Source organism: Zobellia russellii, assembly GCF_044597075.1.
GTDB lineage: Bacteria > Bacteroidota > Bacteroidia > Flavobacteriales > Flavobacteriaceae > Zobellia > Zobellia russellii.
In genome coordinates this window covers 4,274,300-4,296,930 of the sequence record NZ_CP139000.1, presented here as the reverse complement: position 1 = coordinate 4,296,930, position 22,631 = coordinate 4,274,300, and the positions used below count along the sequence as shown (strand labels likewise).

The 22,631-nt window shown below is 37.5% G+C and carries 16 protein-coding genes; 11 read left to right on the top strand and 5 right to left on the bottom strand.

What is annotated here, in order from left to right; all coding sequences use genetic code 11:
- Nucleotides 1-444: 444 nt before the first annotated feature.
- Nucleotides 445-1,674, top strand: coding sequence for a hypothetical protein (locus tag SJY45_RS17605; RefSeq protein WP_400072437.1), 1,230 nt, complete (start codon nucleotides 445-447; stop codon nucleotides 1,672-1,674).
- Nucleotides 1,675-1,827: 153 nt separating this feature from the next.
- Here the strand turns inward: SJY45_RS17605 and SJY45_RS17600 are convergent, their stop codons facing one another.
- Genes SJY45_RS17600 through SJY45_RS17590 form a run of 3 tightly spaced genes read right to left on the bottom strand, consistent with a single transcriptional unit; the run spans nucleotide 1,828 to nucleotide 5,469 of the window.
- Entirely contained in the window at nucleotides 1,828-2,670 is an 843-nt protein-coding gene (locus SJY45_RS17600; RefSeq protein WP_400072435.1) for an MORN repeat-containing protein, read from the bottom strand.
- Nucleotides 2,671-2,701: 31 nt separating this feature from the next.
- The gene (locus SJY45_RS17595) at nucleotides 2,702-3,532 is read right to left on the bottom strand and encodes a DUF2490 domain-containing protein (protein ID WP_215438286.1); all 831 of its coding nucleotides are present in this window, start codon (nucleotides 3,530-3,532) and stop codon (nucleotides 2,702-2,704) included.
- 2 nt (nucleotides 3,533-3,534) lie between these two features.
- Nucleotides 3,535-5,469 (bottom strand): hypothetical protein, encoded by a 1,935-nt coding sequence (locus tag SJY45_RS17590; RefSeq protein ID WP_400072433.1) that lies wholly within the window; start codon nucleotides 5,467-5,469, stop codon nucleotides 3,535-3,537.
- Between the two features lie 391 nt (nucleotides 5,470-5,860).
- Between SJY45_RS17590 and SJY45_RS17585 the strand changes: the two genes are divergently transcribed.
- The 10 genes from SJY45_RS17585 to SJY45_RS17540 all read left to right on the top strand — a co-directional run bounded on the left by SJY45_RS17585 (nucleotide 5,861) and on the right by SJY45_RS17540 (nucleotide 20,223).
- Complete coding sequence (locus tag SJY45_RS17585) at nucleotides 5,861-6,922, top strand: ATP-grasp domain-containing protein (protein ID WP_400072431.1); 1,062 nt, start codon at nucleotides 5,861-5,863, stop codon at nucleotides 6,920-6,922.
- A gap of 6 nt (nucleotides 6,923-6,928) precedes the next feature.
- A complete protein-coding gene (locus SJY45_RS17580) occupies nucleotides 6,929-7,600 on the top strand; it encodes a VOC family protein (protein WP_400072429.1) in 672 nt (223 codons plus the stop codon).
- A 305-nt stretch (nucleotides 7,601-7,905) separates the two neighbouring features.
- Complete coding sequence (locus tag SJY45_RS17575) at nucleotides 7,906-8,268, top strand: hypothetical protein (protein ID WP_400072427.1); 363 nt, start codon at nucleotides 7,906-7,908, stop codon at nucleotides 8,266-8,268.
- 4 nt (nucleotides 8,269-8,272) lie between these two features.
- Complete coding sequence (locus tag SJY45_RS17570) at nucleotides 8,273-9,910, top strand: FAD-binding protein (RefSeq protein ID WP_400072425.1); 1,638 nt, start codon at nucleotides 8,273-8,275, stop codon at nucleotides 9,908-9,910.
- Between the two features lie 404 nt (nucleotides 9,911-10,314).
- Nucleotides 10,315-10,557 (top strand): hypothetical protein, encoded by a 243-nt coding sequence (locus SJY45_RS17565; RefSeq protein ID WP_215438291.1) that lies wholly within the window; start codon nucleotides 10,315-10,317, stop codon nucleotides 10,555-10,557.
- A gap of 117 nt (nucleotides 10,558-10,674) precedes the next feature.
- A complete protein-coding gene (locus SJY45_RS17560; protein WP_400072423.1) occupies nucleotides 10,675-12,426 on the top strand; it encodes a S8 family peptidase in 1,752 nt (583 codons plus the stop codon).
- 351 nt (nucleotides 12,427-12,777) lie between these two features.
- Nucleotides 12,778-13,086: a hypothetical protein gene (locus tag SJY45_RS17555; RefSeq protein WP_215438294.1), complete on the top strand. Its 309-nt coding sequence runs from the start codon at nucleotides 12,778-12,780 to the stop codon at nucleotides 13,084-13,086.
- A 325-nt stretch (nucleotides 13,087-13,411) separates the two neighbouring features.
- Nucleotides 13,412-17,983 (top strand): hypothetical protein, encoded by a 4,572-nt coding sequence (locus SJY45_RS17550; RefSeq protein WP_400072421.1) that lies wholly within the window; start codon nucleotides 13,412-13,414, stop codon nucleotides 17,981-17,983.
- A gap of 106 nt (nucleotides 17,984-18,089) precedes the next feature.
- Nucleotides 18,090-18,863, top strand: coding sequence for a matrixin family metalloprotease (locus SJY45_RS17545; RefSeq protein ID WP_400072419.1), 774 nt, complete (start codon nucleotides 18,090-18,092; stop codon nucleotides 18,861-18,863).
- 31 nt (nucleotides 18,864-18,894) lie between these two features.
- On the top strand, nucleotides 18,895-20,223 hold the full coding sequence (locus tag SJY45_RS17540) for a hypothetical protein (RefSeq protein ID WP_400072417.1): 1,329 nt from the start codon (nucleotides 18,895-18,897) through the stop codon (nucleotides 20,221-20,223).
- A gap of 3 nt (nucleotides 20,224-20,226) precedes the next feature.
- Here the strand turns inward: SJY45_RS17540 and SJY45_RS17535 are convergent, their stop codons facing one another.
- Both SJY45_RS17535 and SJY45_RS17530 read right to left on the bottom strand, forming a co-directional pair.
- Nucleotides 20,227-20,715, bottom strand: a complete 489-nt coding sequence (locus SJY45_RS17535) for a hypothetical protein (RefSeq protein WP_400072415.1) — start codon at nucleotides 20,713-20,715, stop codon at nucleotides 20,227-20,229.
- Nucleotides 20,716-20,726: 11 nt separating this feature from the next.
- Nucleotides 20,727-22,631: a hypothetical protein gene (locus tag SJY45_RS17530; protein WP_400072414.1), complete on the bottom strand. Its 1,905-nt coding sequence runs from the start codon at nucleotides 22,629-22,631 to the stop codon at nucleotides 20,727-20,729.

Sequence of the window (22,631 nt, the reverse complement as noted above, 5' to 3'; positions counted from 1 at the left end):
AGAACTCACCATATATGTTTAAAAAATAAAATTAAAACAGATTACGGTCTTACCCGTTTTTTACAATTGATAGTTCTGAAACCGTAATTTAGGGAAGGTTCCAAAAAAAAAACTTTATCTCAGTGTGTTCATTACTCCATTTATTTAGCTAATAGCTCCTAATTATTTATAACATTAATTGTCTTATAAAGGGCTACGGTCTGCTTTGCTCAATTATCTAGTACTATACCTAATTTGTTCACCGCTGCATCGTTTCCTTCCATAAAGGGGTTACAGTAGAAAACACCTTCAAAAAATTACTTTTCCCTTAAAATATATAACAATCAGTCCTGTGGAACAATTTTACCGCTTCTAGACGTATTGTTTCAATATTTAAATGCAACCCAGTTGCATTTAAATAAACTTTTTTTATTTTTACGCCCAATAAATAACCTAAGAATACAAATGAAAAAAATTAGTCTTTTACCTACGGCAATTGCCTTTCTGCTTTTGGCCTCATGTTCCAATGATGATAATGGCATTGATAATGAACCTGATGCCGGCCATGACCACGATGACGAGGAGTTTGAGAACGTTTCCTTATTGATTTCCGATGTAAATTCAACCACTTTGAACTATATAAACCCTTTTAGTGAAGAGGTTAAAACCTTTGAGGCATCACATGCCAAAGGAAGTGTCTATGCCACCGAATCTGGAAGGTATGGGGTCATTACGCATAGGGACCACAATTTTACGGAGACGTTTAATTTAGGCGGCGAAATCGATCATGGAGACCACAGTCATGATTTGGGCGAAACAGGCTTGGCCGCGGTGAGTTTTGAAAGCCAAAAGCCTACCCATTTCAAATCTGAACAAGGTCTGGTAGCGGTATACAATGACGGCGATGCTAGCCTAAGTATCTTCAATGAAAATACAATAGATAGCTCCACAGCCGTAGAAACTATTGCAACCGGAACTACAGCACATCATGGCGCCATGGTAATTTTTAAAAATGGCAATATTGCCGTCACAAATCTTGGAGCTGGAGCCGGGTTACCGGAAAAAGTTCATATCATCAATCAACAAGGGGAGGTAATTTCCGAAGAAGGGCAGAGTTTGAGTACATCGGGAATTCATGGAAGTGCCGGTAATGATGATACGGCCATTTTTGGCTCTAACACGGGTATCTTGGTAGTGAAGGACGATGGCGAACAAAAGCTTATTGATTATCCGGCTGATTTTGAGGAAGACGTATGGTTCGGAAGTTTATTAGCTACGGATGAATCAGACATTTTTGTAGGTTATACGGGAAGTAAGGGCGCTTATTTTATAGATATAGATAGTGAAGAAATTACCCCGATATTTGAAACTTCCGATTTATTTAAATGCATGGCATCCAAAGATGGAGAGGAAGTGGTTGTAGTGGCCAAAAATGGTGAGTTTGTGATAATTGATGTGGAAACCAAGGAAACTTCGTATAGCGGAACCTTAAGTGTGGCCATGGATACGGAATCTTCAGGTCATGGTTCGGTAACAAGTGCTATCGATTATTTTGAGGATTTTCTATATATTTCAGTACCATCTTCTAATAAAATAGTTCAATATCACTTAGATGAAATGGAAGTGGAAAATGAATTTGAGCTGTCCATTACTCCTTACCAGTTTAAGGTCTTAGCCTACGATTTGGAACACTAAGAACTAAAATACGTTACGGCTTAAACCGGGTCTTTGCCCGGCCGTATTTGTCTTTTAGGAATCTAACGATCAAAAAGGAGAGACAAAAACAAACCCCGTGAGCTAATGGCCCACGGGGTTTTATATATTTTAAGTGAATGTGTTATGTACGGATTATCTATCGTTTATTTCAACCAACTTATCATCACTCCATTCGCCACCGGCGACTAAATCGCCATGGGAGTCAAAGAATTTGCCTGTTCCGCTGCGCTTGTCCTCTTTCCATTGACCAGCATATTTTTCACCATTGGGCCAATAGTACGTTCCAAAACCACTACGTTTGTCATGCTTGTATGTACCAATATAGTATTCGCCGTCAGGCCAGTAAAAAGTACCTTCGCCCTCACGGTTATTATTTACCCACTGCCCTTCATACCTGCTTCCACTATCTAAAAGAGCAATACCGTAGCCATTGGCTTTTCCGTTTTTTACTTTTCCTACGTAGTGCATAAAATTGCCCTTGGCACTTTTAAATTTTAGATATTCCCCAAAAGACCTATCCTTCATTTGGCGCTTTAGACGGGCCAATTGTACCTTTGTTTTTTCCAACGTAAAATTTAGGGAATCGTATTTACGAACCTCATTTGCCGAAGCTATCGCTGGTTTCGGCAGACTGTCCAATTCCGCTTTTAAAGAATCTTCTTTTGGTTGAGCTCCGGACTTCGCTTGCGCCAATTTCTGTGCCAATGCAATGCGTAACGGGATTCCCATTTTATTTTCTTCCTTCACTTTTAAAGAAGCGGTATAAGATTCTATTGCCGTATCGTAGTTACCCGCCAGAAGCATGGAATCTATCAACGCCAATTTTTCATACTCGCCAAGTTCCTCGGAAATCTGGCCTTGTTGTTCCTGCATTTCATCCAGTTGCTTACTTAGAGAACTAGACTTGGTAAAATAGAACACGGAACTACCAATAGTTACCGCCAGAATCAAATAGAGAATGATATTCTTTTTCATGGTTTTCTTCATTTTACGTTTTAGATACGCATCAATCGTCCAAATGGATTTCTGGTAATTTGTTTTTAACCCTTCTAAAATCAGGCGAATAGTACATGTGAAAACGTAAGGTCCAAGCCTGCTTGTAATATCCAGCATTGGTAAAATCCTGCCCTTGCGAGTACATTAATCCCGCTGCAAATGTTAACCTTGGTGTGGCAATGTACCCAAAGGTGGTGGTTAATCGCAGGTCTTCCATGGGGCTGCCCACAACTTCTTTTCCACTTTGCATAATCAATTCCGCTTCCGGGGAAACGTAAAACGTTTTGGGTTTAAGTTTGTGACTGTTCAACGGTACTTTGGCCCGAAACATATAACGCCATCGGTTTCTAAAGATGTATTCGCTATTTTCTTCGAAACCCTGTGTCCAGCGATGCTCAATTCTGATACGGTGATAGATCATTGCCGAATATAACGGCATGGCAAATTGGTATTGGTGCCAAATACGCCACTCGGGAACTACGTTTCTATCTTCAGAATCCTCATCCGTATTAAAATTAATACGCACTACCCCACCCAAACTAAAATTCACTTTTTTAGAATAGATATACCCAATGGCATGACGGTTATAAATCTGACCAATTTGGCCAATAAACGGTGTATCCTCGGTTTCTTGAAAACGAAAATGGGTCTGTGCATCCCAAAACAAACGTTTCCCTATTCGGATTTTACCATACGTATTCACCCAAACTTTGGTGGTTGGGTCCTTATATTTTGAATACGCAGGTAATTCTACTTTTTCCTCTTCCTGAGCGACTACACTATTGGTTACGACCAATAGAATAAGTACGAGCCAAATAAAATTGAATTTTCTACTTTCCATTTCTATTTTTCTTTGGCGATTGATTGCTCATGGAGCAGTTTCATAACTTCCTGCGGATTCTTCTCCTTACGCAACTTGCGTTCTAATTTTTTGGTATCTCCCTCCCTAAGCTTTACCATACGCTTATTGGTATGGGTTATTTGCTCCGTAAGTGGTTTTACCTTTTCACAATTTGCTGCTGTAGCTTCTTCTAAAAAATGGGGTATCAATATTTCGTTATAGGCAGAGGTAATACGTTTCTTTACACCTTCTTGCATAACCGTGGCCATAAACGGATTCCAAATGGCATCCTGGTAGAGCTCTTCTATTTCTAGGGATGTATGGGGAAGCTCTCCCAAAACACCTGTCAGTTCGTGTAATTCGGCCAGGCATACCTTTAACTTGTTTCCAAAAGCCAATTTCTTCTCAGGGTTTTTCAACAAAGCATAATCCCCAAGCAATCCATCTGCTAGATTCTTCAAATTTTTCAAAGGAGCTTTATAATCCAGAGTAAGTTCCGGTTGCAATGAATCTATTTTTTGAACCAAACTGTCATTAGCCGCAATCAAATCCTTTTCTAGTCCGTTCAGTGCTTGTAGGCGCGCTTCATTGGTTAATCTATCGGATAAGGACTCCATAAGCTCTTGCAGGCTGAGTTTCGCATATTCGGCAATTGCCGAGACCGTTTTAGTGGAGTTCCCGTTAAAATTGAATTCACCTGTATTGGCAAGCACAAAAGTTCTTAGGTTTTGGGCCGTATCCATTACAACTTCAATTTTCGTATTGGGTTTTCCGGAGGGCCACAATTGCTGCATCAATTTAGGAAGCTCCATATATTCCAGAATATCTTCCTCCTTGTACTGTACAAAAGTGCTGAGCGGTTGCAGAAAATCGGCATTTATTTTTTTGACCACTTCATACCTGTATTGTGCATCGGCATCGGAGCGACGTACAATATTCAAGTGACTGTTATTTAAAAGGGTATCACTTATTGCTTGAGCAGCTTTGTAGTCTCTTGCTATTTGATTTATGGTCTTCATCTGCAAAGAGTCCAACGCATAAAACGGAACTTTTACCTTAAAATTGGGAGTAACACTGGCTGGCCCCATTTCATTCAGGATATCATTCAGCTTTTTGTAATAACCATTGTTCTTGGACAAAAGTTCGGAAACCCCACCAGAAAAGTCTACTGATCCATTTGAAGAAATTGTAGCTTTCAACAGCTCTAAATAACCAGGATTTAAGGCTACGATCTTATGCGTCTTGTCCGTTCCAAAAACTGGAATCCGATTTGTTAAACCATCCGTTACGGTTACAATTTCTTTTAACACGCCTTCTTCAAAAATCCAGTTTTCCGTATCATCTATGGCATTGGCAGCGTAGGAGGTCCACTCGTCATGTGCCAGTCCGTTACGTAAAAACCGACCTATAAGTACGGTACTATCATTTTCAATCTGAAAGCTTTGCTGGGGTATTCCGTTTTGAAAATTGATTACACTTTTAAAAAGAGTCTTTTCAACCTCCGAAGATTTTATTTGGTTTACCTCATACGTCCATTTATCGTTAGGTTTCCCATTTACAAGCTTCCCTTTAGATTCTTCTTGACGGCCACTTATCAATACCCGGTACTCGTACCCTACCAGTTTGCTTTCACTCTCTGTTTGAAACTCCCCAAACTGAAAATGCCAAGGACCATTGGGCGTGCCCTTGTCAAAATTTCCATCAATAAGAAAAGAAGTATCTTCTTTTTCAACTAAAGCTCCAAGATTGCTACTTTGGAGCTGAAACGTACCATTGTAAAGGGTGTCTTGTTCCTGTACTACATAAGAGTAGTTTGCTTTCCCCTCATAGCTTCCCACTTGCAGTGGGCCACTGTACTGCTGCTTCTCTTGACCATAAGACTGGTACAGGAAACCTAGGAAAATAAAAAGAACAAGCCGTTTTTTTAAATAAGTCATCCGGCGTAATTAGGTATTTTATTGGTTAGTCTTCAGGGTAAAATACGGAGCTTACCGCCTTATGGATGTCTAGTCACGGCCTTTTTGACAAATACGGAAGGGAGAACGTCTATTTTTATGGATTCATCAGATATTCAACCACTTCCGTTAGAAAACAGAGTAAACTTGCTTAGTTTCAAACGGATGCAAAAAAACATCAATCACACTTAAACACTTAATAAGGACCTCTTTCTTAAGATTATTATCAAGCCCGAATAATTCTGTTAATTCCTTTTTTTACCTTTATCTTTCTAAACTGCCCTAGCCGGTATTTTTACTTTTTCAACAAAAGAACTATACCAATTGAAACATACAGGGCAGTGAGTTTACCAACATTTTAAAAGAAAACATCATGCAGAAAATAGCTATTTTATATCAAGCCAAACTCCCCCCAGTTAAAGATGGCGTACAGAAACCCATGAAGCCTGGCGGCTATTCAGATAGTGGGGCAGATATTGCTTGTGAGCTATATAAAAATGGTGTGGAAATTGTAACGCCTGTACACCGACCCAACATAGAAACCGATTTGGATTGGGTTTTTCCCGACACTAAGGAGGGTATTCAAAAAGCTCTGGATAAGGGTGCCAACACATTTTGGCTGAATACCGTTTTATACAAAGACCATGATGTAACACACTTTTTTAGTCGGAATATCAAGTTTGTAGGACAGCTACCTGAGGAGGTAGATATGTATGATGATAAATTTTTCACGAACGAAATTTTAAGGAAAAACAACATCGCCATTCCGAAGACCCAATTGATTTCAAGTGAAAATTTAACGGATTATTCCCTTGAAATGGATTTTCCTCTGGTCGTTAAACCCCTACGTGGCAGGGGCAGTCAAGGTGTATCTCTAGTAAAAGACCCTAAAGAACTGGACCTAAAACTTAACGAGATTTTCTCAGACGAAGAATATGGCAAGCTTGTGTATGTAGAAGAATTTTTAAATGGTCAGGAAATTACGGTAACGGTAATGCCTCAAGGCACTTATACCATCAATAACCAGGAAGTAAATTACAAGAATCCATGGTGTCTTCCGGCCGTTAAAAGATTTAACCATAAAGACGGTATTGCCCCCTATAACGGGACGGTTGCAGTAATGACAAACAGTAGCGTTCTGAAAGAGGATGAGTTGAATTCAGAAGAAATTCAAAGGGCATACGAGCAATGTGTAAAAGCAGGCGAACTATTAAATATTAAAGCTCCCATACGAATAGATTGCCGTGCGGATATAAAGGGGAATTATTTTTTATTTGATTTGAATATGAAACCCAATATGACCGGACCTTCAAGACCCAGCAGACAAAATCAGGATAGTTTGACTTTACTGGCCGCACGAAAAATAGGTTGGAGTTATATAGATTTATTGAGAAATATGCTTAAACAAGCTTGGAAACCCCATAGCCGACTATAATTAACTATGCAGATCAAAGAATTAAAAATATACAGTTCGCATCTTAAAGAACAAACCCACTTTTACACTTATGTTTTAGGGTTAACCGTAGTAAAGCATACTGAAAATAATGTTGTCTTTCAAATGGGCAAATCAATGCTCAACATAGAGTACAAACCAAAAACAACACCCTACCATTTTGCTATAAATATTCCTTCAAACAAGGAAATTGAAGCGTTACATTGGGTAAAATCAAAAGTGGATATATTGATGAATGGCAGCCAAGAAATACAGGATTTTGAATTTTGGAATGCCAAGGCCATTTACTTTTATGATAGCGATCAAAATATAGTTGAGCTTATTGCGCGAAAAAATTTGAGCAATTCTTCAGAACAAAAATTTGACACTAATCAGTTAATTGAAATTTCAGAGATAGGTTTGCCAACCAAAGACATTGAAAAAGAATTCATTCAGCTAAACAATAGTACAGGCATTGAAATATACGATGGTGATTTTGACCGATTCTGCGCTATTGGTGACGAAAACGGACTTTTTATATGCATCAACAAAACAATAAAAGATTGGTTCCCCACTAATGACAAGGCCTTTTCTTCCGATTTTGAAATTAAACTAACCGAGAAAGGTAAAACCTACCAAATTGCCTATAAGAATGAAAAAATACAGATGATTGAAGGATGATTTATTAAATCCTGGGTATCTCAATGAAATTAAAAACAACCTCGATATTAGAGTTAAAATCCTTTGCTAAAACAAGTTAACCGATTTTGATTCTACTAGGTTTTAGTCAGTTTTTAAAATTTTTACAGTTTTAGGCCATTTCAATTCTTCAAAAAATACCACTTATACAAAATATAGGTTAGTCCATACAAATTACCTGTAGACACCTGTCCATTCTATGTAAATTAGAACATCTATTCCCTCTACCGAATATCATCATGTAACGTTTTGTGAAATTTTACTTCACAATTTAATTACTTCTAAAAATGGATATTAAGCTACGTAGAGTCTATATCATTAGCGCAATTTTACTTCTTGCTGCGCTATCCCTACAATCTTGTTACACCACTCGGTTGGTAAGCACACACGGCGTGCCCATGCCTCCCGAAACTATGGAAGGCCAAGATTGGTACCGCGATAAAATGTACGGAGAATATACGGTAGTAGTAAAAACTTCTGTACTTACAGATGGTATGATGATCAAAGTACCCAAAGACAAATGTGAATCCGGAAAACTATTTTCGGTTGAATTCACGGACACTTTTGGAGGCAACCTTTTGTACTTAGTAACTTTTGGAAGCCGTAGAAAAGTGAAGATAAAATATGTATGTATGCTACCTGATCTTTAAAATTATGGCCAAGACAAGTGAATTATTAGTTGAAAAATGGGATACGCTGCACGAGAACGGGGCTTTTGACCTGAAGCGTCAATATATTACCCGTCACGAACACAAAGCCACTATGCCCAGCAGGGTGCTGCGCTATAACGATGCTGCGGAAGAAATTCAGCGCTTGATTAAAAAATGTGAAACGGAAAACGAGGGTTTCCGGGCGTACGGTTCGCGTTGGTCCATGTCCAAAATTGCGCATCAGAAAGATAATATGCATCAAAACAATTTGATGTATCTAGACCTTGAAATAGAGGAAGGCGATATGCACCCCGATTCTGAATACAAGCATGAAAACACCTTCTTTTTTGAATGCGGAAATACCATAAAACGTATTTCGCAAAAATTGAACGAATACGGTAAATCTTTAAAAACCACAGGTGCCAGTAACGGGCAAACCATTGCCGGGTGTATTTCCACAGGCGTACATGGGTCCGCTTTTGATATAGGTGCCGTTCAAGATTATGTGGTTGGCCTTAATATAATTACCGGACCAAACGCCACTGATAACGTGTATTTGGAACGGCATACAAAACCCAGTCTAAATGATGCTTTTGCACATAGCATAAATGCCAGGGTCATTAGAAATGATGAGCTTTTCAATGCTGCTTTGGTCGGTTTGGGCAGTTTTGGGTTCATTCATGGCGTAGCCTTAGAGGCAGAAGACCTTTTTTTGTTGGATAGATATGTGAGACGAATTGATAAGGACCTGGCCTTGTCCTTATCCAAAACTTTAGATTTTAAGAATTCAGAGTTTAAAATTGATAACGAGATAGATGAAAACGGAAAGCCCAGCCGTCCGTACCATTACAAAGTTTTCATTAACCCGTATGTAGATGAAGATCAGTATGTAGTTGAGGCCATGTACAAGAAAAAATATACCCTAGCCTATCCAGACCCGTTTACTAAAATTGAAAAATCGCTCTATAAAGACCTTATTTATTTACTCATTAAATTCAGTGAAAAATTCCCAAAAAGTATTCCGTGGTTTATAAAAAGTTTGCAGAAAAGTATTCTTCCGGAAATTACCAAGGACGAAGAAAAAATTAGGGCTACACTGTACGAAACTTTTTGGGATGCCGGCTACAAAGGCCCCGCTTTTGCCTGCTCTATGGGAGTGGCCATTGAAGATTCTGAGAGAGCGCTGAACGCCCTAGTAAAAATGACTAAAGCGTACCCTATTCCAGGGATTTTTGCGATGCGTTATGTAAATAAATCCGAGGGTACATTGGCTTTTACCAAATTCCATAAAACCTGCGTTATTGAAATTGATGGTATTCAATGGAACAAATCCGATAAAATCCCCAGCTTGAAAGAATATGGCACTTTTATGATCGAGGCAATGCAAGCTGAAAACATTCCGTTTACCGTGCATTGGGGCAAAAGTATGGATTATGCGTTTCCTAATTTAGCCAACCACATGTACGGCAATAATGTTGAAAAATGGATGAAATGTAGAAGCTGGCTACTTTCCGAAAAAATGGCGAACATATTTTCCAACGAATTTATTACCACATTAGGATTGGAAGCATATCAAAATGTACCTAATGATTTTATTGAATCTTTGGATAAAAGCGGGCAGCCATTGCATTTAATTGCATAAGCCAAAACCACAAAACCATACTTTCTGATCATACCGATAACGCCTCATCACTTGGTTCATTCCAATTTTGATGAGGCTTCTTCTTTTCTGTACTTTTTATCGATTTTTAACACTGGCAAAACGGTGATAATCAACAATAAAAATTAGTTCAAAATGTTGAGCACCTTCAAATTAAACTTAACCTAATATCAATTCAACATATTGAAATACAACTACTTGAGACACAAGCAACAAACACCGCAAATTATAATGAATTTCCATCAAACTATACAAATTAGGTTTTTTAAAGTGGCCTAATTCGGTACGTTTGTCATGTAATAAAAAGACACATTCTCCCTTTAAAACTAAACTTGATTCCAGTTTCAAAATTGAAATTGTAATCCGTATTTAGATACAGAATTGGTATGGAATTGGTAATTCAAACCGGGAGACAAGAGAAGGACCTATGGAAAATTCCAAAGGTAAAAACCGTACTCCACCCCTACCATCCGGTAATTTCCGGAGAAGCACTTTGTTTGAATGACAAATGCTATCATTATGTTAGGATAGATGACCATGCTCCGTTTCAGGAACTTATTGATCAATTGATGCAAATCAAGGGAATTACAGCTTCCTACCAAAAACCCCTAGACTTCCCTCCAATGTAGCAGCTTCAATCATTAGATGAAACTGTTATCCGATTTTAAATACCCCCGATCTTATTAGGAACTCATTATTAACCTTGGTCGATACCAATAAAAAGGTCGACCTATAAATTCAATTTTATGGCAACAAAAAAAAGTAAAGTAGTTATCGATTCGCCATCGGGTTCACCACCAGAACTCATTGTCGTCTCAAAAAGCGTTGAGGCCCCTCATGCAGAGGAAGCCCTCACCGCTGCAAAATCGAAATCCAAACCATCTACAAACACCCTAGCGGGTTTTGTAGTGGAAAAAAAACTGCAACTTGTTCCGTTATTCGCAGACACAGATGCAGAAGTGGCAGAACTGGTTTCAAAATCAAATCAAGAAGAAGGTGCCGAGGACCTTTCAAAAATGCGGCAGTTTTATAAACTAGCAGCACCGGAAGGAGAAGACCTGGAAAGTATTGCAGCCTCATTGAACGAACTGGACGAAGTGGATGGTGCGTATGTAAAACCAGGTTGTTTACCTCCCGTTTATTTTGGTGAAGATGGTATGGAAGACGCTCCAAGTGATGATGCTCCGCCCATTGCCCAAAATCTCACGAGCACCCAAGGGTATTTAAATGCGGCACCACAAGGTGTAGATGCACGCTACGCCTGGACTCTACCCGGCGGCCGTGGCAACGGTGTTCGTATAATAGACATTGAAGGCGGGTGGAACTTTAACCATGAAGATCTACGGGTTAATGTGGGCGGCCTCCTTGGTGGAAACAACAATACGAGCGACCTACGTTGGCACAATCACGGTACGGCGGTTTTTGGAGAAATGACCGGAGACCGAAATAGCTTTGGGGTAACCGGAATCTGCCCTAGCGCTAATGTCAGGGCCTATTCCATATTTGGTGTTGGTACCGCCAATGCTATTAGAAGAGCTGCTGATAACCTTAGAGCGGGAGATCTTATGCTAATTGAACTGCATAGAGGTGGGCCTAACTACCCAGGTGGTAATACACAAATGGGCTTTATAGCCATTGAATGGTGGCCAGATGATTTAGCAGCGTTACAATATGCCACCAACAAAGGCATCATAGTCATAGAAGCAGCTGGAAATGGGTCTCAAAATCTTGATGCCGCAATCTATAATACTAGACCAAATGGGTTCCCATCTAGTTGGCGAAATCCTTTCCGTAGAACCGCAGGTCACGATAGCGGCTGTGTTATTGTGGGTGCAGGTGCACCACCTCCTGGTACTAATGGAGGAAATTGGGGTGCTGACCGTAGCCGTTTAGGTTTTAGTAATTACGGCTCTTGTGTTGATACCCAAGGTTGGGGCCAAGGGGTAACTACTTGCGGATATGGTAGAATAACCGGAACAAACCCAAATAACAAAAATGAATGGTATACCACACGGTTTAATGGCACCAGTAGTGCTTCGCCTATCGTTACAGGTGCTGTAGCCTGTTTACAGGGAATTCAAAAAGCAGCAGGAAGGGCTATGCTTACGCCTCGTAGAGCCCGTCAATTGTTGAGAAGCACAGGTTCCGCACAACAAGCAGGAGCTAACCCGGTATCTCAGCGTATTGGCAGACGTCCGGACCTAAGGGCACTGGTTAGAGCTACCGCTTCGCGTAGACCTTGGTGCGGGGTTCAATTTAACGGTAGTGTACCACGTAATGCAACCCGTAGATGGTTCACCCATAGCTGGCCGGACCATTACCATGTAATCTGGACGGTAGTTCCAACAGCGCCGGCAATTGACGGTTCTGCACAAATAGAATTTAAAGTAAAAACTACGAGACAGGCTTTTGGTCTTATCAAATATTACATAGAGATAAAAAATCTCAAAAATTATACGGTAAACGTACAAGCGCGGTACTGTGTAATTGCATCTTAAACGAAAATCATTAATCTGGAAGGACCAAAAAAAGTCCCTCCCAAAAATCTAAAAAATTATGAGAGTAGGTGTTCAATTTACTGGCAGTTTACCTGCAAATAGTACAAGACGATGGTTTACCCATAGCTGGCCTGAGGCTTGGCATGTGGTATGGAATTGTGTTGCAAAAAGCCCGATTAGGGATGGGGGCGCGCAATTAGAATGGAAAATTAAGGTATGTAGGCAAAGTAGTACCAAAATCAAGTATTTCATTGAGGCTAAAAATCTTACGGGCTCAACATTACAATTTGAAGCACGGTATGCTATTATGAACCGATAAATTTATTTGGTAACACTAAAAATATATGAACTATGAACATAAATATTAATATAAACGATTCATCTGATGCTACAAATGACAAAACTGTAGATACCATGGAAACTTCAAATCCCGTAGCAGATGCAGGGCTTCCACCCTCTGATATTGCTGTTGATTCCGCAGATGGACATGACACAGATTTTACGAATATAACTGCTTCAACAGAAGACGGGCACGTAGATATTGGAGGTCCACCAGAATGGCTCCTTCAAGCCATATCCGAGACGTCCGAAGTAGACGATGTAACCGCCGCTACCAATGAAGAGATGGACGATGGTGGAACCAGTCCGGAACTGGACTAATTTACAATTTAGAATTCTAGGCCCGTACGGTATAAACTGTGCGGGTTTTTTGTTTTTGGGAAAACGAAAACAGCTATCTCTTTTAGACTAATGTAAATACCAATCATACAACGTATGATACCATCTATACAAATTTGAAATAGATAATTGAAAAATTAAATAAATTAGGTTTTTACTTACTATTTAAATAGGTAAATATTTATAACCCCCTCCAGTTTTGCGCAAATCCAAACCTTGACAATTTCATCTTGTCATGGTTTAATTCAGTTTAGGAATGTAGAAAACAAGAACTACGAGAAGCTAACACTACCTAATTCTAGAGACCATGCCAAACACATCTAACCTAGGTAATTCAATAAATAAAACTTTCACGGCAAGGAAGCGCATGTTTACTATGCTAAGCATTGCCATTGCCATTATCGCTGTATTCTTTGGCCTTTACTATTCTTATATAAAACATAATGAATATCACTATCAGGAAAGCCGATTTCGGAGTCTTGATGCCAATTTTGAAATTATTAAAAAACAGCTTGATAATAAATACCAAGAATTATTCGCTAAAAACACAGATTACAAAAATCTATTTCTCAACGAGACTATTAATAATGAAGCAAAGAATGTAACAGGATTTACCCAATATATTAGTGGTGAAAAAGAAAAAATAGAAGAAAGAAAAAATAACAAAGAAATAGATGAAAACGAAGAAACTAAACTACTAAAGATATATGAGGATTTAGACGACAATTTTGAAAAAAACAATAGTGATTCGCTAGACAATTATTTAAAGTCGATAAAAAGAAATCCTAATGTAGATATTAATGAAATATATAATCTGTATGAAAAATTTGTAGAGACGAAAAATACTATTATTCAAGAAACAATTAATTCCAGAATCGACAGCATCCCTTTATTAGAAAGTGAAGTAAATATCCCCCACCAATTTACTCAAACCTTCGACGAACAAATAATTTTTATCGTAAAAAGCAATCAATCCAAAAATTCTAATGATTCAGAAATAAACAAAGAAAAAAACAATCCAATACCTGTCCATAAGCAACCAATCATAATAACTTCCTTAAAAGGAGCGGTAGTTAAACCTATTCTCGATAGTCTAAAAAAAATTGACCCTTACAATATCGGAGCGACTCTTGCAATTCCTAAAAAAAATAAACAATACCAACTCTTTTCAAAAAATTACACCTACAACTATGAAAATAAAGATGGTAAATATGAAATTTCAATGGTCGGTTTTATAGAAACTGAACACTACAATTCTGCCAATAGAAAATTAGATGCTTGGATAATTGCTATAATGTCCTTATTTCTCCTTCTAGTTATTTTTGGTCTACCCTACTTTAAAATGCTATTTATTGCCGAAGATGAAAGAGTATCAAGTAATGATGTTATCCTATCTGGCATCTCCATTATTGTTGGAGCTCCAGTTCTTATTTTGGTTTTTTTCTCTTTGATGGAATATTATTATAACTACAGCCAACGTGTTCCTGATAATCTTGAGAAGCTAGGTACAGAACTAAAAGAACGCTTTGAAAAAGAGAACAAAAATATGGTAAATAGTTTATATGCTATAAACTTAATCGAGGAAGACAACAAGTATAGTCATAAAACCAAAACAGCTTCATTTTACCCCGAGAACGCATTCTATTCAAAAAACTTCAAATTTATTGCAAAAGTAGATAGTATAGGTAAAGTTGATTATTACATCAAACTTATTTTCAACAATGGAATTGAAGAAATTAATAATCTACAGACAAGGCCTTATTTTAAAGCTTATAATGATTTTAAAAACATCTGGTCTGTTGAAAAAAATACTAAACATTTTATAACGCAACTAAAAGATAGGCTTGATTCTATAAGCAACATTTCCAACCATACAGACTCCCTACCAATAACTAAAAGCTTTTTAAATACATTAACCAAATATCTACATAAAAAAGGCGACACCACAATTTTTGAAAAAACAGAAAGCGCAGTTGAAACGCTAGACTTTATAACAAAAGGGTTCAATGTTCTAAATGACTCGGTAGAGGCAAAAAAAAGCCCTATAAAATATTCCATGAACCCAGTAGTTTCAATAGAAGACGACGGTCAAAAAGAAGAACTCGTTTATGTTTTAGAAAATAAATTTGATTATACCACTGGTTATAGAATTGGAGCGGCGCAACTATCCTCTGTTCATGAAGCGATTCTACCATTTGGTTATCAATTTGCCATTATCAATAAAGAGGGAGATGTATGGTTTCATTCAGAAAAAAGACGGGCTACTTTAGAAAACTTAGAAAATGTTAGTAGAGAACATGATAAACTTTTCGCTGCAGTTGCCAAAAGAGTTAGTACTCATGGAAAATTTGTTTATCGAGAACAGGGGCATTTATACCATATACAATCAATAGAAGGAACTGATCTGAGTGTTATCACCTTTTTTGATATTGACTTATTGCGCACGCAAATTTCAGAGGTGTTAACCATGTCTTGTATTGTTTTGCTATTGGCTCTTTTAATAGTTGTTACTATTACTATTCTCTCCCTCATTATCAGAAATCCCAAATTAGGTTTATACAAATACAATACGTTTCGTTTCGATTTTCTAACTCCCAAAAAAAAATTAAGACATAGCTACTTTGTACTTTCCGTACTACTTCTTATATCCTTAATTTCTCTTGCAACGGTGGCCAAATGTTTAAATCCCACAGAAATATTCTTTCTATGTTTATTATTATCCATCAACTCTTATCTTATCATATTTTACACTCTTCACCCACAAGGGTATAAACCAGATACTAAATATTGCATAAGAGACTTAATTCTATTATCCAGTATAATTTTATTATACGTGCTGTTCTATATAACCAATGATTCAAATTGGTCAAGAGAGTTTATTATAAGTGTCTGTGTTCAGTCTTTGTATATACTCTATATCATATACAAAAAACGGACTTACAAAAAGAAAAAAATCAATGATACAGCAAAACAAACTTGGTGGTTCGCCCTAAAAAAAACAATTCTAAAAAAGATTGCTAAACGAAATAATCAATTGAAACTCTCTTACAAGTATTGGTACGCTCTCTTTATGTTTATATGGTTGGCCTTGGCTTCTATTTATCCTTCATTTTTAATATTTAAAAATGCTAAAGAAATTAATGATACAATATGGCTTAAAATTGACCAGTTTAATATGGCTGAGAAATATCTAAAAAAAGAATTAGTTCTAGAACAAAACTTACCAGCTTTCAAGGGTACAACGGATGAATTTAAAGAAATACACAAAATGCATTTAGACAGCGGACAATATCACCATCATGGATTAGCAATAACATCTTATGTTGGAGAATATCCTAACGACAACATCTCGTCAAATCATAAAAAAAACTACTTAACTGATTTTCTTTGGGCCATTAGACCTCAGTTTCACGAAGACACCAAAAACTTTCAATCGCTAGTTAAGAAAAATGCTGATGATACAAGTTGGTGGACAGTAGATACTAAAAAAGATGATTCTACCAGTTCAAATGGTCTTGTATTACAAAGTCTAAACAATAATAAAAAAGCTTTAAGTTCAATTTCAAACTTCCCGGATAAATCGAATGAGTATTCGTTTCTCGCATTGTACATTATGGGGTTATTAATTATTATGGCCGGACTATTTTCATTAATACTATTCTTTACAGACCGATTCTATGCCTTTAGATTTAACCACCTTAGTGCTGCGGATTTTGACATCAACCCAAAAGCCAATTATCTCAATAAGTTTAAAAATGTCATCTATGATGAGGATAGCAATTCCGGTTTACTTTTAATTGGACCACCCTTTAGTGGCAAGAAACGTTTTGCTGATAAAATTCTTAGAAAAGCCGAATACAAAAACCCGGACACGCTCTCAATGTTGAAACTAAACACTATCAATGTTGATACCGAAATGACAAAACTTATACCTGCTCTTTCTACAAAAATTGAAAAACAAAAGCCATACGATTTAGATAATCATGAAGCTTTTATAATTGACCATCTAGAGCACAACATTAAGTCTTATCAATCAAATCATCTTAAACTCAAAATTATTTTATTTCTCATTGCTTCAGGTAAGCGGATTATATTATTATCTGAGGTTTACCCAAGTCAAATTTTTGCGATGTATGAAAATCCGCCAGAAAACTTAGATTTACCTTGGGGCAGTATAGAGGATGACTTTAATTCTTGGAGAAATATTCTTGGTGCCTTTCCCCAAGTGTTAATAAGTATTACAAAAAACCCGGAGAAAATAAAACTGAGATGTGCCTTTAATCTAGAAAAGGACGAAAAGCCGAATGCAAAAGATGCTCAATTCTTATTAGGGGAATTGGGTTACAGCAACTTTCTGCCCAATTTGGCTCCTATAGTAGTTTCAAAATCTCTGGTTGACACAAAAAAATCAGGCCTAAATCGCCAACGTTTGGTTATGCATATTCAGAACTTAGCCCATGGCTATTACAATGATATCTGGAACACCTTACCCACTCGCGAACGATATATGCTTTATGATCTTGCTAAAGATGGTTTTATGAACATAAAAAATCGCAATAGCCTATTCTCACTAATGAAAAAAGGACTAATTGTTTGGCGAGACCGGCCTAGAATATTTAATAATAGCTTCAGAAATTTTATAGCCACTTCGGTTTCTTTAAATGAAGCGCTACGACTAGAGAACAAAAACCGAGGCAAAGGTAGTTGGGCGAATACCCGCATCTTATTGTATTTGGTCATTGTGGTAATCATTGTCTTTATAGGACTAGGAAACCCAGAGTTCATTAAAGATTTTGAATCGCTCTTAACCGCTTTTGGCGGACTGGGAGTTGTTATTCCATTATTAAGTAGAATGCTGGCCTCCGGTGGCCAAAAATAGTGATAACCTCATAACCCGTCCAAATATGGACCGTTTACGCTTTGAAACAAAAATTAGCACTCACTTTAAAGGAACATTTTTTGAATAATATCTAAAAAAGAACATCATGGGAAAGAAAACAAATTCAAAAGAGCTATTCGCTCAAAAAAGCAAAGAAGAATTAATGAAAAACGAGCAATTTGGCGTACACAGATACGGCGATAACTTTATTTGTGCCACGGACCGCTCAGGACATTCCACGCCTGGAGACCGGTCTCCACTTGAAATTTTGGTGGATGCCAGTGAAGGGTTTATTCCCCTTTGGGCACAACATCAGGTTCTACGTTGGACATTTGACGAAACTGCCCTGTATTACTATCAGAACCCTGAAGGTATAAAAAACTACGTTCGGGAATTGTTGGGCGAAGCCCTATTAGGGTGGGGCGATGCAGTTCCAGTTCGTTTTAATGAGAATGCGGACAATTCCGATTTTCAGATACATGTATCGCCGTCCGATAATTGTAACGCTCACGGATGCGTTCTGGCAAGTGCCTTTTTTCCCGATAGTGGACGGCATCAATTGGTGATTTATCCGAAGATGTTCGAGCAAACGAAACAAGAACAGTTAGAGACTATGATGCACGAATTGGGACACATTTTTGGGCTTCGCCATTTTTTTGCGAAAATCAGCGAGCAGGCTTGGCCATCGGAAATATTTGGGGAGCACAAACCTTTTTCCATTATGAATTATGGTGCAAAAAGTGTCATGACCGAAGAAGATAAAAGGGATTTAAAAAAGCTCTATGAAATGGCCTGGAACAAATGTATTGTGGATATTAATGGTACACCCATACATTTAGTAATGCCCTTTCATACCATAAATACCGCTGCTGTTGTATAACAACTTAAACTCTATATTAAAAGAACCCCTTATGAAAAAAATAGTTCCATTAGTATGGTTTTCCTGCCTCTTTTGTTGTTCAATAGAGGCACAGGAAACCATTACGTTCAAAGCCGATTTAGAAAAAAAAGAATTAGAGCATGTAGCCACGGACGATTTAAAAGCGAATCAGTTTTACGATTTAAAAATACTAGGAGTCAATACCGCTTTTGTTGATATCGTAGTTGAAACGAACGATTACAGTCTAACCTCAAGCACGCCGGGTATTCTAAAGTCGCTTTTACTTAAAATTCCAGATTCGGGTATTTTGGGTTTCATGTCTCAAGAAAGCGCTGGCCCACAGTATAACCTTGTTTACAACCAATCCCTAGAGCACGTTAAAAAACTCGATTCACTTACGGAGCGTGCCAATGCACTGTACGAGGTCTCCAATGACAATGCTGAGTTTAGAACGCTGGATATGGTCAAAGGCATTCAAAAGAAAGCAAAGTTTCATTTACGTGAACTCAACCAGGTTTTTAATAGTACTCCGGATATCCTAAAACCAAAAGAAGTAGATTATGATGTATTGAGAAACAGTGTGGCTCAATCATACCATTACATCCAAAGTGCTAAACACTATTATAAGAGGCTAATTGAGAATTCTGACCTGCGTATAGATTCTCGTGTAGTTAATGAATTAATTCTGTATTCTTCTTATTTGGAGGTGTTGAGTGAAGCTATAGATTTAGAAACCAGCTTAAGGTATTTTGATTTTCTTGTGGGTTCTACAGAGATGAAAAACTACAAGCAATTTCCTGAACTGCTAAAGGCATCCAAAGATGTTATGGAAGCAAAAATAACGCTTATCAATACATTTACGAACGACACGATTTTTACTAAAAAAATCGACTTTTTCATAAAGAAAGGTGGTTTTAAGTTCGATTTTTCAACAGGATTCTTTTATAACAACCTCAACGAAAAATCATATTATTTAGAAAGTCAGGATGATGGACGAAACCGAATACTACAAGAAAACGGAAGTAATTTTGATGTTGCCATAGGAGCATTGGCTCATTTCAGTTATCAGTTTAAAGCGGGCCTACGAGGTGGACTGAATGCCGGCGCTGCGGTATCTCCTTTGGATGGCATTACCCGATATCTTTTTGGAGCCGGTGTATTAATCGGCAGAGAGCAGCTCATAGGCATAAACGCCGGAGCTTCGTTAGCGCGATTAGATGTACTCTCAAATAGTGTGGAAAGCGAGAACGGAAATTTGTACGTTCCCGCAGAACTTGCCGCAGCCCCCACCTATAAAAAATCCAAATGGGGCATCTATGTTGGACTTACCTATAATCTTACCCGAGAGCGAAAAAAATAAAAACTACTTATCCAGCTCAGGATACAATTGCTTTGCTTTTTCTGCAATGCTCTGCAATTCACTCGAGGATATTTCCATTTCCAGACCCCTATTTTCCATTGACTTATTTTGACTGCCTTCCGCTTGCATAATCATTGCACCAAGAACGAGTCCCTTATTGTGCTCCGCTACTTTCTCGTCTTTGATTTTTTCCTTTTGTTCCTCTACCTGTTTCTTTTCGATTTCCGCTTTTTCAGCTCGTTGTCTGTTCACTTCTTTTCCGAATAGAAACCCCACCGCAGCAAAAACAATGGCCTCTACCCCGGAAAACAAATAAATTAACCGGCTCCAACTTGGGTCGCCACTATCTACCTTTCCAATTAAAAAATAGATAAAGAAGCCGTAGGCAATTAATATACCCAAAGCCACAAGAAAAAGAGATACAGAACTCCATCCCAAATTTTCCCTATTCAGTTTTTTGATATTCTTAAAACTTTTATTTTGAGCACTCATTGTGTTTATTTCTATGCTGATGTGGTAGCTACGCCAGACGTTTCTTTTGAAGAATCTTTATAAGGAAAATGATTTGCAATAAACTCAAATGCATTCTTTATCAAGATTCCGTCTACAAATGTTTCTAGTCTTTCAATTGTATTTACAAACTTGAATGAATCCTTTGTTCCTCCATTAACTTTTAAATATCTTTTAGCGGCTACGGGCAACCACCTCATTAGACAGGCTTTCAAATTTTTAAAATCAATACTATTTTCACAAGCTCTTAAAGGCTCAATTAGGCCATCGAAATTACTTCCAATACAAATAGTTTTTTCAGCTCTTTCCTTCGTTTTACCATCTGCTTTCAAATTAATTACGGCTACTATATGAATTACATTCAAGCAAAGATTTAATGGATGAGTCTCTTTCTTATTTGGCAAAAGCCAAGACTCTTCGGCCCGCAACTGTTCCCTATTTGTATAATCCATTGTTTTAACACTTGAGTAAGGAAAATAATGTGTAAAATCAGCAGTAGACAGAAACTCACATGTTTCTTCTTCGTTTAATGATTCAGTAGTATTTCCTAATAAACTTACATCAAAACTTAAACCTATAAGACCACCGCTTTTTGCAATTTCTATAATATCTTCGTCCATTAAATTGATTGTGGAAGGATTAAATGCAAATTCCTGCTTTGTTCCCCCTCCCCAATACGCCGCTACCTTTGGACGAGTATAAATCTTGACCGTTTTAATACCTTGTTCTATATGGTTCTGACATTTTTCAACTATAAGATTGTCTTTCCAATCTTTAATAGAATAACCTGTTACGGAAACATGAGACGCTATTAAAGGTTTATCACTAAAGTTAATATTACCATTGATTCGAAAATCATATAAATCTTCGCGTGATTTTAGACTTAAGTGAGTTATATCTATGTAAACAGGTGCTAATTTGCTTTTCTTACCTGTTGGTTCTGCATTATCCTTTGACTCATTATTTGGCTCTGCATTTGCCGTAAGAGTATAGGCTTTCTCAATCACTTTTTTTCCAAGTTCCGTCAAGCCATGACCACATGGAAAAAAGGAGGGGTGTTTTAAAATCTTGGCACCGTAAGCATGAGTAGCTAAATGCTGTTCGGGAATGTGTGTTAATTGAGCTAATGTGAGGTAAAGTACTTCTCCATCTTTACCCCTTATTTCACCTACTAATCTTTCTAAAACATTAGAGGGACATTTTGACTCCATATCAGATGGGTTAAATAGTAAATTTTCGTCTTTCTCCTTTTCTACTTTTTCCTTTTCCTCTGCTTCTTTTTCTATCTTAGCTTGTTCTTTTCCTGAATTGTCCTTCTCTGCATTTTTTGCATTATCATCTTTCTTATTTTCTTCTGGTTTTTTAAACACGTCTTCTATTAATGCGTTTCCAATCTTCTTCATACAAAGGTTATAGCCTCCATCAATGGCAAAAAACAACTTCACATTATCACTTTTTATACCCTCGAAGTTTATTCGATTTAAAAGATTTATTTTTTCTTCTTCCTTAAGATTAAAGTATTGCTGTATATTTTTCAAAAAAAGCCTAAAATACGATACCTCCCCTTCTCGAATAGACTCAAAATATTTCTCGTCTACAGGTTTGTTAAACTTACTTTTCAGAACATTATTTAAAAAACCTTTGCTTGAGGCGACACCATATTCTACCGAACCAATGGAGGCAACCCCATTTAAAACTCTACCTTGTTTCATTTGGTTAATACTGCCCTGACTTTCTAACCTACGAAGAACTACTTCATTAGTATAGTCCCTAAAATCTTTCGATAAAACTATCGGCTTTTCTAAATTTTCATTTGAATTTGAAGAAAGTTGATTTTTGGCTAAAGGATGGATATTCAAATCGAAATACGCACGTAATTGTGTAGTTTTTGTACTCAT